The organism is Parabacteroides sp. ASF519, from assembly GCF_000364265.2.
GTDB classification, from domain to species: Bacteria; Bacteroidota; Bacteroidia; order Bacteroidales; family Tannerellaceae; genus Parabacteroides; species Parabacteroides goldsteinii.
In genome coordinates, this window is the sequence record NZ_AQFV02000006.1 from 6,226,848 (window position 1) to 6,244,750 (window position 17,903).

Genomic DNA, 17,903 nt, shown 5'->3' on the forward strand with positions numbered 1-17,903 from the left:
TCATTTGACTCGGGTTAATCGTCTCATTTAAAAACCCAGACATTATTCTACTCTGTAAATCAATACAATAACATATAAAAAAAGATATAAACAAAAATTCTTACTTCCAGATGATTTTCCATAATAAACAATTCGGGTGTCAGTTAGAAACAAACCGACACCCGAATAAATAATAGAAAGAACAAATTATAATAATCAGATCATTCGCCCAGATTCTCAAAAATGTCACCTTCCTGAATATTATCAGCTTTCATTTCATCCTGATAATATTCCCTGGCCAGGGTTACATATTTTTTATACATCTTCAGAGCCGTCTCTATTTCGTCACCCTGCGTGATCGGAGTACGGACTTTATTGGTCCGGGAGACGAACTCCAATTCCCAGTCGCCAAGCTCGCTATAGAAGTCATTCGCGCGAAAGGCTTCACGACCATGAGTCATAGGAAGACCTTTTTCCGAATACTCTTTTCCTTCATCCAAATGTTCCTGCAACATGGCATAAAACTTTTCCCAACGTTTCAGGTAATAGCTATCGATCAGGCCGGTCCACTTACGCCAGGAGTAATCGAAGATCAGCGGATCGCCATCAGCTCCCCAGACAGTCACTAATGCCGTGGCATCTTTTTCGAACAAGTCTTTTTCCTCATTCGTAGTGCCCCAGCTACGGGCATCGGTCAGCCATTTATCGAAATTGAATTCCGGACGTGTACGCAGCAAAACATCTACGTCACGAAGCATTTCCAGAAAACGGTTACTATGTAAAGTGAAAGCCGCTTTGTCTTTCTTTACAAATGCTTCTGCCACTTTTTTGTGGATGGCCTGTCCCAGGTTCGACATTAATTGCCGCTGAATATCGACCACATCGAAACGATATGGAGTAGAAGCATTCAGCTTATCGGCATCTTTCAAAAGTAAGCCCTGTGCCTGGATTACCAGTAAAGGAGAGTACGGAATGCCTAATCCGGCATTCGGACCTGATTTTTTTACATTCAATGCCGGACGGGCTGCAATAATAGAACTACGTTCCGTACCATTCGTACCGGGACGATACGGACCTTCAAGCAGATGCAACCAAGCTTTATGCGCATTTTCAGAAACTGCACCATAACGACGCTCCACATAATTACCCAGCCATTCTTCGATATCCACTTCATCGGCATGAAGCGGCATTTCAAAAGCCAGGTCATAATAAACCGGATTTTGTTCAATCGATTCCATAAACAAACCGGAACCGCAAACATTAGGTGATTTCTGTTTGGCAACAGCATATTGATTAGATGCCAGCAAACGTAAATCGCCATGCAGGTTGATACGGCCTCCGAAGTTATGCAGGTTACCTGCAACTACAGGATACCCCCAACAAGTATTTTCCTGTCTGCTTCTCCCCCCGTTCAGGTCGAGTATCAGAAGATGTTCTTTGGGAACAGCTTTTACGATCGGCTCGCGAAGGCTCCAGGCCTGCATCGCCCAGGAAGCAGAAGGATCGAAATCCTGAAATAATTTATAGATGGAATTTCCAACGGCACTCAGGTATTCCGGGGTATCGATCGGCGGCCGGCTTTCATGAAACGGATCGGCAGCATACACGCCATGCGCACCAAACAGTTTCTTTTCTTCTTCCAGGAAATCACGACCGAAAGCACTGAACAACGAATCGGTCGGATCCAGTTGCGCAGTACCGGTAAAACCACACCAGGAAGGTTGCAACTGTATTTTTGCATCAGGATATTTATTTTTCAGTTCACGCGGTACATAACCGGAAAATCCTTGCTGTATAGGCTGCATTCCCAATTCCAATTGACGGTTGATGACCTTTTTTCCCAGTTCCACATGGCTGTCTATCCAGGATTTAGGTAACGGACCGCCATAGCTTTGCAGATTTTGCATCCATTGCCAGGCAAAATGTCCGGGACCAGCCAGGAAGGCACGTGCTTCTTCATCTGTAAAATTGTATTTCAGCAATGTATTATACCAGACCGCTTCAAGTCCGACAACCGAGAGCGGCATATTAATGGAGTTCATCGCCATATAATCCAGCTCCTTCTGCCAACGCTCCCAGTCCCACCAGGAGGCGGTATAACTGCCGGTACAATAATTCATATACACTCTATACTTGCCATTAATCGTATTTTTTATTCCCTTTTCCGGAAGCGGCAATTGTTCCGGTAAATCAAGCTGGTTGCCAAACCAAGAAACATGTGCATTGCAAGTATATTTCAGATATTGATTGTAAGCCGTTGCCAGGGAAACGGTGTTGTTACCCCGAAGAAGTATTTTTCCATCAGTGGATGCGATCTCGTAAGCGTCTTCCCCGTTGACAGGTTCTATCAATTCCAGTTTAAACAGTTGGCCGTAGCCGGCCGTAACACGCTCGATCAAATCATAAGCGGCCTGAATCTGCGGATCTTTTGTACATCCAATACAGAGTAATGTAAGAATAAAGAATGCTATTTTCTGTTTCATTTCGAATATCTTGTTTGTTATCTCATTTATACATTCTACTATTTAGAATAAACGATCTCCGAACATACTAATGGTATGCAAAATAACACCTCTCGAACGTATTATCTGCATACCATCAGTTCATAATCATCTTTCAGTTACTATTCCGCAATCGAGACATGATAAACCGTTGCACTCGCTTCAAAGGTATCCAGAGAGCCAAATGGTTGATAAACAGACACCACGGTAAATTCATCTCCTGCTTTCAAGTTTGAGAGAACAGTCTCCGATGTATCATTCTCCACTTTCTCCTCAACTATTTTAGGATTAGACGGATCAGTATTATCTGTATAAATGATCATGGTATACAATAAAGTCTCGCTCTCTATTGAACTCCAGGTCAACTTAACGCTATTACCTTCCTGAGCTACTACTGTTCGTATTTCCCTGTTTCGCAAAGTCGAAACATATTTGGAACCGTAAATATCTGCTGTTTTTTCTACATTTAACGATTTATGCCCTTCGTCATCTTTTGTCACAAATTTAAAAATATAGCTATTCTCAGGCAGATTCAAATTTGTTTCCATCCGCATAACACCTGGTTGAGTACGATTCACTTCTACAACAGCAGAATCTCCCCCGTCATTCCAGTAAATTACTGTTTTAGTAATACGAGGATCCGCATTGATCATCCAAGTAAATTTAATACGCTCATTTCCAGGATAGGCCTCCAATGAATCTACAACGCCAGTATAGATTTCTTCTCCCCTTTTCAGATACTCCTCATGTACATCATTGATATTTTCACAACTGTTTAATCCTATGATAACACAAATAAACCCTGCAATGTTTTTTATTATACTTTTCATTCTGATTCTCATTTTAATAGTTTATTGATCATTACCCCAGAAAGTCAATTCAGCAATATGCAAATAAGCAGCTCCCGACCATGTACTTTTCACAACAAAACGCAGATAACGTACTTTTTTCAAATCTAAAGGTGCGGAAAATTCAAAGCCTTTAGATGCATATTCCGCATCCTCATTGGTTACATCGCCTTCACCCGAAGGCTTCAAAGTGAGAAAATCACCAACTTGTACCCAGTCCTTTTTCCACTCTTCCGTCCAATACTCATCATCCATTCCTTCTTTATAAGTATCGGTAGCCCATACTTCGAATGTTTTAGGGTTGTAATGTTTATAGAACCAGGACGTGCCGTCACGATGATACAGCTTAAAACGACTCAATTTTGCATCGACACCTAAATCCACTGTGAAATAGATTGGTATAGTTCCATCTTTCTCTGTCGTATGCCACATACTCGAAAGACTATTATCAAACATTTTTTCGAATGTCATACCTGCACTATAATTGGTGTTACGATCTTTCGGTAAAAGAAGTCGTTTATGCTTACTCTTATCCAACTGCATTTCATAATACGGAGAAACCTCCTGTTTAATGGTATCAGAAACATTTCCCCACTTATCAGTCAGATATAAGGCAAACACTCGTTTGATATCATCATAACCTCTAAAGGAATAATCACCTTCTTTCATATTCGAATAATATGTTTCCCCATCTTCCAATTCACCTTTACTGTTTGTCGCCATTATAGTTAAACCTATCTCAGAGCCTAATTCATTGTCCCAGGTAGCATTGACACCTCCAAAGTCTGCCTGCAATTTTACAGAGCTCAATATAAGATCGACTATCGGCGTTGACGGGTTGATGGTCACCACGAACGGTTCAGAAACATTCTCACTATGATCAACGACATATAATGTGACATCTAATGGGTCCGTCGTTCCCAAACCTTCAATTTCCAAACTGTTTTTATAAATCGAAGACCTCACCACATGTTCCCGGTTATTAACATAATAAACACCCTTCACATATGAGATATCGGTTTCTTTAGGTATTGTATACGATATCTTAGCCCCACCGGGTGTACTTTCTACCTCCACTGCCGTGATCGTTGATGGGGCTGTACCATCCGTTGGAGTTTGTCCGATATGATCTTCTGCACATGAGATCAATACCAACAAGAAAAATGAATATATTAACTGTTTCATAACGTTCTCTTTTATTATTTCTAGATATTACTCCCAGCCAGGATTCTGTACCAGATTCGAATTAATTGTTATAGAATTTGTTTTAATTGGCCATAGATAATCTTTAGTCTTAAATATACGGTTAGCATAAGTAACCACCGTATAATAAGAGTCGACTGTTTCTCCTTGATAATTCCAGCCTCTGACCGGTTGATTCAAATAATCCATGGCTTCTTTCCAACGGCGCAAATCACCGGCTCGAACCCCTTCACAAGCCAGTTCATTCAGACGTTCCTGATGAATGATCTCTCTCATTCCTTCCTGTGTATTCGGTTTATTAGCCAGTTTAGATTTCTTCCAGGATTCAACAACACCTTTTAATCCGGCACGCTCCCGAACTTTATCAATATATCCATAAACGTCCGCCACAGGAGTAGAGTTTGCTTCATTCAAAGCCTCGGCATATAAAAGATAGAGATCGGACATACGAACTAGCGGAAATGAATAACGAACTCCGTTATAAGTATTGGAAGCCGTCCCTGCAGTTGTTTCATAATTGATCAACTTCTTAATAAAATAGCCGGTCGGAATATGTTCACCCGTACTTCTGAACCCGGATATTTCACTCTTACGAGCATGCAGATACCATTTATCATTATCCGTAATTTTACCGGCACCTTCAAAAACAGATCTGTCAAATCCCAGGGTCGCATAAAAACGAGGTTCTCGGTTAAAATGAAGCTTGGCTGTCACCTCACCCGGTTCCAGATAAAACTTATCCTTATCCGTAACCTTTTGCGTATCGTATCTGTTTTCGTAGTCCCATGAAGGATCCTCATCGATAGGAATACCGTTTTCAGTATAAAACTGTTCTGCAATCTTCAGAGTAGCACATATTTCATTTGTTCCGTTCCCCAGATTGTTTACGACCAGGTGAGGCATACAATATTTTTGTAAAGCTCCCACATCATGTGTCGATCCCCAAACAACCTCTTTATTCCATTTTTCAGAAAATGCAGAACGAAGTGTCAACTTTAATGCAGTTGTATCAGATATAGAAGTGGTCGGTCTAAAAGTATACAATTGATGTCCTGCCAGCTCACAGGTATCTATCGCATTTTTTAGTGCTGTCGCCGCACGTTGCCATTTCTCCACTTTAAATTCAGTGTCTATCAGTTTCCGTCCCTGATTATCTACAAAATGTATATAATCCGCATTACCGTTAAATAACGGGCTGGCAGCCCAGACTAAAGCTTTTGCTTTAATAGCAACGGCTATAGGCTGCGTGATACGTCCAGCTTCATTTGTCTTATCTGCGATTTCAAGCGGAAGGTCGGGGATAGCCTCATTTATCAAATTTACAATATATTCCACAACATCATCCACCGGCTCCCGGTATACACGAACATCTTCCGGAGAAGCCGAAACCGGTAAGTTCTCATCAATGATTGGAACAGGTCCGTATAAAGTCATTAAATAGTAATGATAATAGGCTTTCAAAAATTTGACTTCCGAAATCCAACGGTTTCTTTCATAATCCTCCATATCATGTACCCGGTCAATATTTTCCAGAAAAATATTGCAGTCGCGTATTGCCACAAACAATTTCTTTCCACTTTGTTCGCCGTCCCAATAATTCAGGTACGGGTTATTGGCATTCTGACTTCCTTTGGCAATATAAGTCACCGGATTAGTGACCCAGTTAGGCTGATCAATATCCCACCATATCTCATCTCCGGTCATCAACTCCGTACTACTCCAAATATCCGTCGGATTCGGAAGATAACTGTAACAAGTAAAGAAGAAACGTTCTGCTGCCGCCCTATTATTAAACGATTTCTCTATCGTTGCAATATCATCCGGCACAATATCCAGATAATCTGCACATGAGGTAGAGAAAAAAGTCAATGCAATTATGATCAATCTCGAAAAGCATTTCATAATATTCTGATTTATAAGTTAATATTGACTCCAAAATTAAACACACGCTGTAACGGGTAATTAAAAGCATTACCAGCCAGCTCAGGATCCCACATTTTAAATTTCGACCAGACACAAAGGTTGTTGCCGGTCACATAAAGCCTCACATTAGCTAGATTTATTGCTTTTACCCATTTCTGAGGCAAAGAATAGCCTACTTCTACCGTTTTTAAACGAATGAATGCACCATCCCGCATAAACCAGGTACTGGTTTGCTCATTATTTTTGACCTGACTAGCCGATAGCCTGGGCCACAAAGCGTAAATATTTTTATTATCTTCAGACCAATGGTCATCTGCATAATATTGTAACAAGGCCCTCGGAGCTGTATTTCCTACAAATGGAGCAGTTTTTGCAGGATCAATCCAGAAAGAAGAACGAGCCGAACCCTGGAAGAAACAAGAGAAATCAAAACTTTTATAACCCGCGGAAAGACCGAAACCATAATTTATCTCCGGAGTTTTCGGGAAGCCGATAGGCACCATATCACGGTCATCAATAATCTGGTCACCATTAATATCCTTATACTTGATATCACCGGCACCATAATCACCAAAAGTTTGTCTTGGTGAATTTTTGACCTCTTCTTCATCCAGAAATAAACGTTCAGCAACCAATCCCCATGTCTGGGATATTTTCTTTCCTTTACGTGACAACCAGGGAGTATCACTGTAATCGGGTTCTTCATATTCCACATATTCACTACTTGCATAAGTGAAATTACCACGCATAGATGCCCATAAATCTTTTGAGAAAGAATGATTATAGTCAAGAGAAATATCTATACCTCCTCCTTTTGCCTTACCGACATTAGCCTGAGGAGTAGCCTGCAATCCCATTGTAGTCGGAATATATGCACGTTCCTGTAGAATATTCGAACGATGTTCTGTAAAGTAATCTACCTGCAACTCCAAACTATTCCACAAATTCAACTCAAGTCCCAAATTCATTTTCTTTCCTATTTCCCAGGTAATAAAAGGGTCTTCATAACGGGATATAGAAACACCATTTCTGGTATAATTAAAATATTCACCGAAAGTAAATCCTTTCCCCGAATCATTTGCATTTACTTGGGAAAGATAAAAGAAACGGTCTTTATCCTCGCCAATCTGGTCGTTACCGACTAATCCATATGTAGCCTTCAATTTCAATTTGCTCAACCACCCGGAATAAGGTTTCATAAAAGACTCATTGGATACTATCCAACCTAAACCGATAGAAGGGAAAAAACCGAAACGTTCATTTTTAGCAAACCTTTCGGAACCATTATAACCAAAGTTACCCTCCACAAAATAACGGCTATCGTATCCATAAGTAAAACGTCCGGCTAATCCTATATTACGATGCGGAAGAGCCAACTGCAATGTCTCCGCATTACTATCTACATAATCGCGCATTGTATAAACTAACATACCGGACACATTATGCTTATCATTAAATTCTCTCTGATAAGCAAGCGCACCTTCAAAATACAAGGTACTGGTTACCTCCCGGGCCCCGGTTGCAAACTCCAGATATTCCGTACCGCCATCCGGATTCAACGCTGTCAATTTATATAAGTCCGGACTATCCGGATTGGCAGAATATGAATAATAAAACGGTTTATATGAATTTGAATTACCCAGTTTAGAATATCGGTTCACATTAAACAATGCTCTTGCAGATAATCCTTCTGTAATAAAATCCAGTTTCTGTTTTGCCTCAAATTGAGCTAACATGGTCGAACGGCTATATTCCTGATAGCCTTTAACCATATCGGCATAAGGATTCGAATAATTACCTTCCCCATAATTACCGAAAAGAATATGGGAAGTATATTTATTTGATTCGTCAGCCGGATAATAAGGTTGGAACAATACAGGACTGGCATTTACGGCCTTACTATATAAAGACGATCCACCGTCTAACGGACCGGAATAATCATCAAAGGCCCCATGCAGACGGACAACGATTTCAGTCGATTTTGTCAGGTCTATATTAATATTCGAACGCAATATATACTTATTAATACTGATATTATTATTAAAATTATTACGTTTATCCATCTTAATGATACCATTGTCCTTATTATAAGCTGCTGCTACATAATAACGGGCTATTTTACCACCGCCGCTAATACTCATGTTGTAACGTTGATTGAACGTATGATTGTTGAATAACATATCACGCCAATCGATAGCCGGATATTGGAGAGGATTTAATCCTTTTTCCGTATTTACTATTTTTGATGTAGAATAAGGTAAGGCAGCCAACGGGTCACGTGTACGCACAGCTTCATTGTGCATACGCATATAAGTGACCGGATCAGCAATCCCCACTTGTTCAGTCGGAGAAGAGAACGAACCTTCCGCACGAACGGAAATGCTGACCTTTCCCTCTTTACCTTCTTTGGTACTGACAAGAATAACACCATTCGCACCACGAGCCCCGTAAAGAGCGGTTGCATTTGCATCTTTCATAATAGAAAAACTGGCTATATCATCTGTTGTCAAACGGGCCAGATCCTCTGTAGTCATCTCTACTCCATCAATTAAGATCAATGGATTGGACTTTCCGGTACCAAAAGTCGTCACACCACGAATAAAGAAATCCGAATTATCTTCTCCAGGTTCCCCCGTACGCTGATAAGAGATCATACCTGCAATACGCCCGGAAAAAGCATTCGTCAAGTTACTGGAAGGGACCTTCAGGTCAGAAGGTTTAATCGTTGAAACGGAGGCAATCACACTTTCTTTTTTCTGTTTGGCAAAAGCAACAACCGTTACCTCTTCCAATTCATCCACCTTTGCTTTCAAAGTTACGATCAATTCTTTCTTGCTTGCTACCGGAATTGTCTGAGGTTCCATTCCCAAATAAGAGAATGTCAGCTTATCGGTATTCTTCACTTCTATACTAAAAGTTCCGTCGATATCCGTTGTTACCCCACGTGGAGAACCTTCAACTACAATAGCGACCCCCGGTAACGGTTCCCCTGTCTCATCCATGACCTTTCCCGTCACATTCTTTTGCTGCTGCGGAGTCGATGTAGAAACAGGCAAAGGCCTCTCTTCTTTCTTTTTTAATACAACCTGACGATCTTTAATCTCATATGTCACCGGAGTATCCTTCAATAACTTATTCAACACCGATTCTATGGATTCATCTTTTACGGAAACATTCACTTTACGATTCGTGTCCAACACTTTTTCGTAAAAAAGGAATACAAACTCACTGTTTTGCTCTATATAATTAAAAACGTCTTGTATTCTACTTTTCTCAAAATGGAATGTAAATTGTTTTACTTGAGCATAATTCGATATCGAAGCAGCATCAAGATTTAACGAAATTGTCAAAAAAAGATTAACAAAGAAGAGGATTTTGATTTTTTTTATCATCCACTTCATTTTAAATGTATTATAATTCATATCTTTGTGATTTAAGGATTTAACCTTTATGCTATTGGTTCAATCTGAGATTCCGGATAGTACCGCTAATACTATCCGGATTTTTTATTTTCTGTGTTCTTATATCATAGGCTTATCATTTTATTTAAGGTTAAACAATATATCATCTATCTCTCTTTTTTATGAATGAAATACCCCGTATCTGTCTTCGTCCACACAATCGGGGCTGTAGAAGAAATCAGGATGATCAAATCGTCCAACGACTGTTTCAAATCGACTTTACCGCGCATTTTCAACTGGCTGGCCTCAGGAGATACGTCGATCGTTACTCCATAGAAACGTTCCAACTTTTTAAACACATTGGATAAAGGTTCGGATTGGAGGATCAGCAATCCATCTGTCCAGGCAATATAATCTACCGCTTCGACTTTTTTTACCGCTCCTATTTTCCCATTATTAATAGCAGCTAACTGATCCGGCTTCAATTCTATCTTATTTTTATTCCGGTCGGATAAACGGACAGAACCATTAACCAGCACGACTTCATTATTCCGGTCATTCTTATATGCACTCACATTAAATGTTGTGCCCAATACCTCTACATCAAAGGAAGTCGTTTTAACAACAAACGGGAGTTTCTCATTTTTTGTCACATTCAGACAAACTTCTCCCTCCACATATATTTCCCGGTGATTACCGGAAAACACACGAGGATAAACCACACGCGTCCCGGAATTAATATGCACGGTTGAACCATCGGATAGAGTCAGGTGGGTATATTTTCCCTTCGGTACCACAATCTGGTTATACTCTTGTTCTACTTTCTCCAAAGAGTCGGTTTCTTGTTTTTCTTCATTAATTAATACACTTCCTTTAGAAGAATATGTAACCGAAGCAGTCTTTTCTTCAACAGTTATTTTATCCTGAGAAGATAAATAGACTTGAATCTGGGAGCTATCCAAAACAGGCTCCTCCAGTAATGCTACATATTTGTCCAGAGAATCAGAGTTGCCGAGTTGCTTATATTCAATAAAGAAAAATAAAAATATAACCACAGCAGCTACAGCTGTTATCCCCATATAAATACGCCGTTTCAAAGAAAAGACTTTCTTTGAAACAAGTCCCTTCTCTATTTTTTCCCATACTTCATCTTCACCCTGCTTGCGTTCATTATCACGAAAGCGGAGATAAGTAATTAATCGGTCTGTAACTCTTTGAAATTGTTTATAATTCTCTTCCATGTTATTATCTTGACAATAGTATAACTGGAAAAGAGATTTTTACTCCTCACTTTTTCAGAAAAAAATTTATTTTTTTTTCTCTCCTGCCACCATCCTTTGCAATTTGGCAACAGCACGGGCTACCAGATTCATACACGAATGTGGATTAATATCTAAAGACACAGCCATTTCATCCCACGAAAACTCTTTGATAAAATAAAGATATATTGCATTCCTTTGGTTCGCCGATAACTGGTTATAGGCATTCATCAACAATCTACTTTTCTCTAGATAGTCATCTTCCTTTTCAAACAATCGTACCAATTCTACATCTTCCACCAGAAAATCAGCAACCATATTTTCTTCTAAACTAACACTACCAACCACCCTACTCGATTTGTCGAGTAAAAGATTTCTAAGTGATTTATACAAATAGGCCCTAATATATTCAATCGAAGATAATGTTTCTGAAACAAACAACTTTACAAATAAATCCTGAATGCAATCTTTTGCCATATCTTCATCATTACAGAAAGAAAGAGCATATGCCAATAATGGAGAATAATAACGCCGGTAAAGTTGTTCAAACGCAACTTTATCCTTTTCAATTATCAATTTCCACAATTGAGCATCAGACAATTCTACATACCTCATTTCACTCTTCATTCCATCAGAAACTATATATTTCATGTATCTACAGACAATACAGAATGCATTAGTTCTGATAGAACTGAGGTATTTATATCTTTTTAGAGACTGATTAATAAGGACTTATAAAACAGAGTCAAATATCGTTTTTCTTTAATAATAGAGCTAACTTGTTTAAAATAAACTATATTTGCGTGTCATAAATGGGTTAGTTCTATCAGAACTAATTACTTATGAATAAAAAAAGACACAGCTTTTATCAGAATCTGACATAAAGCCGTGTCTTATTATCTACTTGATATACAATTCAATTAGTCTATCGTTTCACCAAATAACGTTGCTGAAGACGCACGATTGATCCGTACTTTCACAAACTGACCGACTTTATAATTCTTCTTATCAAAAATAACCACCTTGTTCTGGCTGGTACGGCCAAATAACTGTTCACGCGAACGCTTGGAAAATCCTTCGATCAGCACTTCAAACTCTTTACCGATATCACGCAGGTTGCTTTCCTCGGATAACTGATTCTGCAAATCGATCATCCCCTGTAAACGGCGTACTTTCTCTTCTTCCGAAACGGTATCCGGGAGATGTTTGGCGGCATAGGTTCCGGGACGTTCCGAATATTTGAACAGGAAAGCGGCATCATACCTCACTTCACGCATCAGCGAAAGTGTTTCCTGATAGTCTTCTTCCGTCTCCGAATGGAAACCACAGAACAGGTCGGTAGCAATAGATGCTTCCGGCACGATGCGACGGATAGCAGCGATACGGTCCAGATACCATTCACGAGTATATTTACGGTTCATCACTTTCAAAATCTTCGAACTGCCAGATTGGGCAGGAAGATGGATATACTTACATATATTATTATGGGCGGCAATCACACGAAGCGTATCGTCGCTCATATCTTTCGGATGGGAGGTCACAAAACGGATACGCATATTCGGAGCTTCCAGCGCAACCCGCTCCAGTAACATCGGGAATGTTACAGTTTCACCATCTTTTTCAAAAGCATATGAGTTGACATTCTGCCCCAGCAGGGTAGCTTCTTTAAAACCTTTATCGCGCATATCCCGGATCTCATTCAGGATACTTTCCACATCCCGGCTACGTTCCCGGCCACGGGTATAGGGCACGATGCAATAGGTACAGAAATTATTACATCCGCGCATGATCGACACAAAACCGGAGATATGCGCGCCACCCAGCTTCAGCGGCATCACATCTTTGTAGGTCTCCTGTGTAGAAAGTTCCACATTGATCGCCTTTTCCCCATGCTCGACAGCCCCGACCAGATTCGGCAAATCCATATAAGAATCCGGCCCGACCACGAGGTCTGCATGATGCACATTGATCAACTCTTCTTTCACCCGTTCGGCCATACATCCCAGTACGCCGACGATCAGCGATTTCTTTTTGCGTTTCAGCGACTGGAAATACTGTAGTCGCCCGTAAACCTTCTGTTCCGCATTATCACGCACAGAACAGGTATTTACGAAGACAGCATCAGCGTCTTCAATCTTGTCAGTCAGAGTGTATCCGTCCATTTTCATAATGGAGGCGACCACCTCACTGTCCGCTACATTCATCTGGCACCCGTAGGTCTCGATGAACAATTTTTTTTCCTCATTTGCGGCTGTAGATTTTAAGTCTACGCCATTTTCCTGATTCGTCATTCCGTTTTCGTTAATAAAATTTAAAATCCTGTATTCTATAAAAATAAACCTCCAAAGGTTTGCACAGTTCAATTCCGAGCACTATATTTGCATACGAAAAACGTAAATTTTTTCATAGTTAAGGTTTTGGTTAAATCGAATAAGGGTGGCTGTGAAGTTACCCTTATTTACTTTTATACCCTTTATAATTCTTACCTCTTTCACTATTCAATAATTCTTCGTACATTTGGAGTGCAAAAATAATCAAAGTTATGGATAACGTAGGCGATTGGATCTATATTGTTTTTCTGATAGTTGCAGCAATAAGCGGTTTATTCAGTTCAAAAAACAAAAAAAAGCGCCCGACACAAGTCCTCGGACAGCCCGGTCACGACTCATACCCGGAGGAAAATACCTCTTCGGGAAAAGGTTTTTGGGAAATTCTGGAGGAGGCAACTACCCCTCAAAAGCCGGAAGCACCAACTGCACCGATCCATAAAAAGAAAAAAAAGACACCTGCCTCAAAACCATTTTTATCCACCGAGCAGGAAATCCAAAAGTCAAAAGTCAGTTCATCCCAACCTATGAACTTCCCTGCCGAAGAGGAACACTCCATGCTGGAAGATATTGAGTTTAATAATGCCGAAGAGTTAAGAAAAGCAGTTATTTATTCAGAAATACTCAACCGCAAGTATTAATCTACATTCTTTTTTAATACCTTTGCAGCCGTTTAGCTGACTAACAAGTATTTATCTAATATAAAAACAGTATAATATCATGGCTTTAAAATTCATTACAGCTGAAGAAGCTGCTTCGTTCGTACATCACGACGATAACGTAGGATTCAGTGGTTTTACCCCTGCCGGATGTCCGAAAGTTGTTCCGGGAGCCATTGCTAAAAAAGCAATGGAGGAACATGAAAAAGGCAATCCTTTCCAGATCGGTATGTTTACCGGTGCTTCTACCGGAGACAAGCTGGACGGTGAACTGGCTCGTGCCAATGCAATCAAATTCCGTACTCCATACCAGTCAAATAAGGATCTGCGCGCTTTACTGAATTCTCACGGGGCACAATATTTCGATATGCACCTGTCTGAACTTGCACAAGACCTGCGTTACGGTTTCCTGGGAAAAATCGACGTTGCCATCGTTGAAGCTGCTGATGTAACCGAAGACGGTGAAATCGTTCCGACGAGCGGTGTCGGTATCCTTCCGACTATCTGCCGGATGGCTGACCGCATCATCATTGAATTGAACAGCCGCCACCCGAAAGAAATACGCGGTATGCATGATATTTATGAACCGGCTGATCCTCCTTACCGTCGTGAAATTCCTGTTTATACTCCTTCCGACCGTATCGGTACTCCTTATGTGAAGGTTGATCCGGCTAAGATCGTCGGTATCGTTAAGACAGAAGAGCCAAACGAAGGTGGTAAATTCTCTCCGCTGGACGATGTCACAATGGCAATCGGTAAAAATGTTGCCGACTTCCTGGTAAGTGAAATCGAAGCCGGCCGTCTGCCGAAAGAATTCGTTCCGTTACAGAGTGGTGTAGGTAATGTTGCCAACGCTGTTTTGGGCTGTATGGGAGCCAACAAGAATATTCCTGCGTTCAATGTATATACTGAAGTTATCCAGGATGCGGTAATCAGTCTGATGAAAGAAGGCCGCGTTAAATTTGCCAGCGGTTGCTCATTATCTGTAAGTAATGAAGTAATTCGCGAAATCTATGCAAATCTTGATTTCTTCAAGGACAAGATCCTTCTTCGTCCGCAGGAAATTTCCAACAATCCGGAAGTTGCCCGCCGCTTAGGCCTGATCGCTATCAACACAGCATTGGAAGCTGACATCTTCGGAAATATCAATTCTACTCATGTATCAGGAACAAGAATGATGAACGGTATTGGTGGTTCGGGCGACTTTACCCGTTCAGCGATGTTGTCTATCTTCACTACTCCTTCTACAGCGAAAGAGGGAAAGATCAGCGCTTTCGTTCCGATGGTATCTCACCTGGATCACAGCGAACACTCAGTGAAGATCATCATCACCGAATACGGTGTAGCCGACCTGCGCGGTAAATCTCCGATCGAACGTGCCAACTGTATCATCGACAATTGCGTTCACCCGGATTACAAACCTCTGTTAAGAGAATATCTGGCAATGGGCGTAAAGGGCCATACCCCGCAAAACCTGAAATGTTGCTTCGCATTCCACGAAGAACTGGCTGCCAGCGGCGATATGCACAATGTAGACTGGAGCAAGTATAATAAGTAATTGCGACTTTTTATATCATATGAAGTCCCGAAGTGCCAAAACACTTCGGGACTTTTTTGTTCAAATCGATGAGAGACTCAAATCTCGTTTAAAACGAGTTTTTAAGGATTGTAACTGCAATATATTACATACGTCTCAGCCACAAAGAGAAGAAACGGTCATAAACCATATAAAAAGCCCCTTCTTTGGTTACAAAATCCTTTTCCAACAGGCCTTTTAAAGCAGATTGAACCGAACTGCTCGATGGTAAACTGTATTTATGGATAAATTTCCCGGAAGTCAATGCGGTCGCTTTTCCCTCCTTACAGATTGCAATCAGTAATTCTTTTTGCTTTTCCGGTAACTGATAGAGCAATTCCGAATAGGTAAACGAATAAGAATCCAGGATAAAATGTATGGCTTGTTCAATCATCTCCTTATTACAAACCTCACCGGGAGGAGTTACAGCAAAAAGGATATTCAATATTTTCTGAAGATACCAGGTAATTCCTTCAAAACGATCATACAAAGAAGCTACAACCTCCTCATCTATATCCTTTTGAGCCATTCTGAAATGATGCCGGGCAAATTCGATATATTTTTGCCTATCAATAGCTGCCAAATGAAGAATCGACACACTCTGATAAAAAGGACGGGGCGGGCTGACAAACATCTCTCCCATCAGATGACGCTGAGAACCGGCAAACACAAAGCGGGCATTAGGACAATGCTGAATATAGGTACGGAGCAATGCTTCCGTATTTTTTTCCGGATATTGAGCGACTTGCTGAAACTCATCAATTGCAACAATACAAGGTTTGTCTGATAAGGAAAAATAATGAAATATCTCATCCAGCGTCGTCTCCGGTGATTTGACATCTCCCAACTCTATATTCCATTGAGGCATACCAGACATATCAAAGGTGAATCCAGCCTTCAACGATGTCAGACTATTGATGAACAATTCCCACGTCTTCCGTCCCTTAGGCTTTAAAGCAGTAAGAATAGCTTTTCCCAATTGAAAAACAAACTCGCGAAGCGTCTTCGTTGCATAGATGTCGATAAGAAAAGTATAATAATGATCTTTCACCTCTGCCAATTGAAAACAATGCTGAATCAATCCGGTCTTTCCCATACGGCGGGTAGAAATGATAGCCACATTATTCTCGTTCAACAGCCAGCGAAGCAACTCTTCCGTTTCCTTTTCACGGTCACAGAAATATTCGGGAGCAATATAGCCGCTTGTTACAAATGGATTATTCATCAGAAGCATACAATTATCTTATAATAATCATACTTACGTAATCAGTAATTCTTTTTACTCCATCCGAGAGAAAATAAAAATCCTTCCGAAAGAAAACCGAATTTCTCTCGGAAGGAATCTTTTATATCAGTAAGACAAACGAGTCTTTATCCGGTATTTATCAGGGTTGTTTTCCGATATAAGCCAGGATACCGCCGTCTACATATAATACATGTCCGTTTACGAAATCGGAAGCATCGGAAGCCAGGAACACAGCCGGTCCCATTAAATCTTCCGGAGTTCCCCAACGGGCTGCCGGAGTCTTCGCGATAATGAAAGAATCGAACGGATGACGTGAGCCGTCCGGCTGAGTTTCACGAAGCGGGGCCGTTTGCGGAGTTGCGATATAACCCGGGCCGATACCGTTACACTGGATATTATATTGACCATATTCGGATGCGATATTACGTGTCAGCATCTTCAAACCGCCTTTTGCAGCCGCATAAGCAGAAACTGTTTCACGTCCCAGTTCGCTCATCATCGAACAGATGTTGATGATTTTTCCGTGACCTTTCTTTATCATAGAAGGGATAACGGCTTTAGAAACGATAAACGGAGCGTTCAGGTCCACATCGATTACCTGACGGAATTCGGCAGCACTCATTTCGTGCATCGGAATACGTTTGATGATACCGGCATTGTTTACCAGGATGTCGATAACGCCTACTTCTTTTTCGATCTGGGCAACCATTGCATTTACCTGCTCTTCGCTAGTCACGTCGCAAACATACCCTTTTGCTTCGATTCCTTCCGCCTTGTAAGCAGCTATACCTTTATCCACCAGTTCCTGTTTGATATCGTTGAAAACGACCTTTGCACCAGCCTGAGCAAAAGCACTAGCCAACGCAAAACCAATTCCGTAAGAAGCACCTGTTACAAGGGCTACTTTACCTTCTAATGAAAAATTTACCATAATAAATAATGTGTTAATGTGCCAATATGCCAATGTGCCAATAAACGCAC

12 protein-coding genes are annotated in these 17,903 nt (G+C 40.8%); 2 read left to right on the plus strand and 10 right to left on the minus strand.

What is annotated here, in order from left to right:
* Positions 1-200: 200 nt before the first annotated feature.
* The 8 genes from C825_RS25165 to miaB form a co-directional block, all read right to left on the minus strand.
* Complete coding sequence (locus tag C825_RS25165; protein ID WP_010800587.1) at positions 201-2,462, minus strand: alpha-N-acetylglucosaminidase; 2,262 nt, start codon at positions 2,460-2,462, stop codon at positions 201-203.
* A 140-nt stretch (positions 2,463-2,602) separates the two neighbouring features.
* A complete protein-coding gene (locus C825_RS25170) occupies positions 2,603-3,310 on the minus strand; it encodes a DUF4998 domain-containing protein (protein ID WP_010800588.1) in 708 nt (235 codons plus the stop codon).
* Positions 3,311-3,331: 21 nt separating this feature from the next.
* The gene (locus C825_RS25175; protein WP_010800589.1) at positions 3,332-4,513 is read right to left on the minus strand and encodes a DUF5000 domain-containing lipoprotein; all 1,182 of its coding nucleotides are present in this window, start codon (positions 4,511-4,513) and stop codon (positions 3,332-3,334) included.
* A 27-nt stretch (positions 4,514-4,540) separates the two neighbouring features.
* Positions 4,541-6,433, minus strand: a complete 1,893-nt coding sequence (locus C825_RS25180; RefSeq protein ID WP_010800590.1) for a RagB/SusD family nutrient uptake outer membrane protein — start codon at positions 6,431-6,433, stop codon at positions 4,541-4,543.
* Between the two features lie 11 nt (positions 6,434-6,444).
* Complete coding sequence (locus tag C825_RS25185; RefSeq protein ID WP_009859637.1) at positions 6,445-9,876, minus strand: TonB-dependent receptor; 3,432 nt, start codon at positions 9,874-9,876, stop codon at positions 6,445-6,447.
* 146 nt (positions 9,877-10,022) lie between these two features.
* A complete protein-coding gene (locus C825_RS25190; protein ID WP_010800591.1) occupies positions 10,023-11,096 on the minus strand; it encodes a FecR family protein in 1,074 nt (357 codons plus the stop codon).
* A gap of 66 nt (positions 11,097-11,162) precedes the next feature.
* Positions 11,163-11,765 carry an RNA polymerase sigma factor gene (locus tag C825_RS25195; protein ID WP_010800592.1) on the minus strand — a complete coding sequence of 201 codons (603 nt, stop codon included), beginning with the start codon at positions 11,763-11,765 and terminating at the stop codon, positions 11,163-11,165.
* Positions 11,766-12,034: 269 nt separating this feature from the next.
* Positions 12,035-13,405, minus strand: a complete 1,371-nt coding sequence (gene miaB, locus C825_RS25200) for a tRNA (N6-isopentenyl adenosine(37)-C2)-methylthiotransferase MiaB (protein WP_010800593.1) — start codon at positions 13,403-13,405, stop codon at positions 12,035-12,037.
* Between the two features lie 251 nt (positions 13,406-13,656).
* On the opposite strand from miaB, the gene C825_RS25205 reads away from it, so the two are divergent.
* Positions 13,657-14,082: a hypothetical protein gene (locus C825_RS25205; protein WP_010800594.1), complete on the plus strand. Its 426-nt coding sequence runs from the start codon at positions 13,657-13,659 to the stop codon at positions 14,080-14,082.
* 79 nt (positions 14,083-14,161) lie between these two features.
* Positions 14,162-15,658, plus strand: a complete 1,497-nt coding sequence (locus C825_RS25210) for a butyryl-CoA:acetate CoA transferase (protein WP_009859642.1) — start codon at positions 14,162-14,164, stop codon at positions 15,656-15,658.
* Positions 15,659-15,782: 124 nt separating this feature from the next.
* Here C825_RS25210 and C825_RS25215 read toward each other — a convergent pair whose 3' ends face one another.
* Both C825_RS25215 and C825_RS25220 read right to left on the minus strand, forming a co-directional pair.
* Positions 15,783-16,910, minus strand: a complete 1,128-nt coding sequence (locus tag C825_RS25215) for an AAA family ATPase (protein WP_044215275.1) — start codon at positions 16,908-16,910, stop codon at positions 15,783-15,785.
* 151 nt (positions 16,911-17,061) lie between these two features.
* The gene (locus tag C825_RS25220) at positions 17,062-17,853 is read right to left on the minus strand and encodes a gluconate 5-dehydrogenase (protein WP_010800596.1); all 792 of its coding nucleotides are present in this window, start codon (positions 17,851-17,853) and stop codon (positions 17,062-17,064) included.
* Between the last annotated feature and the right edge of the window lie 50 nt (positions 17,854-17,903).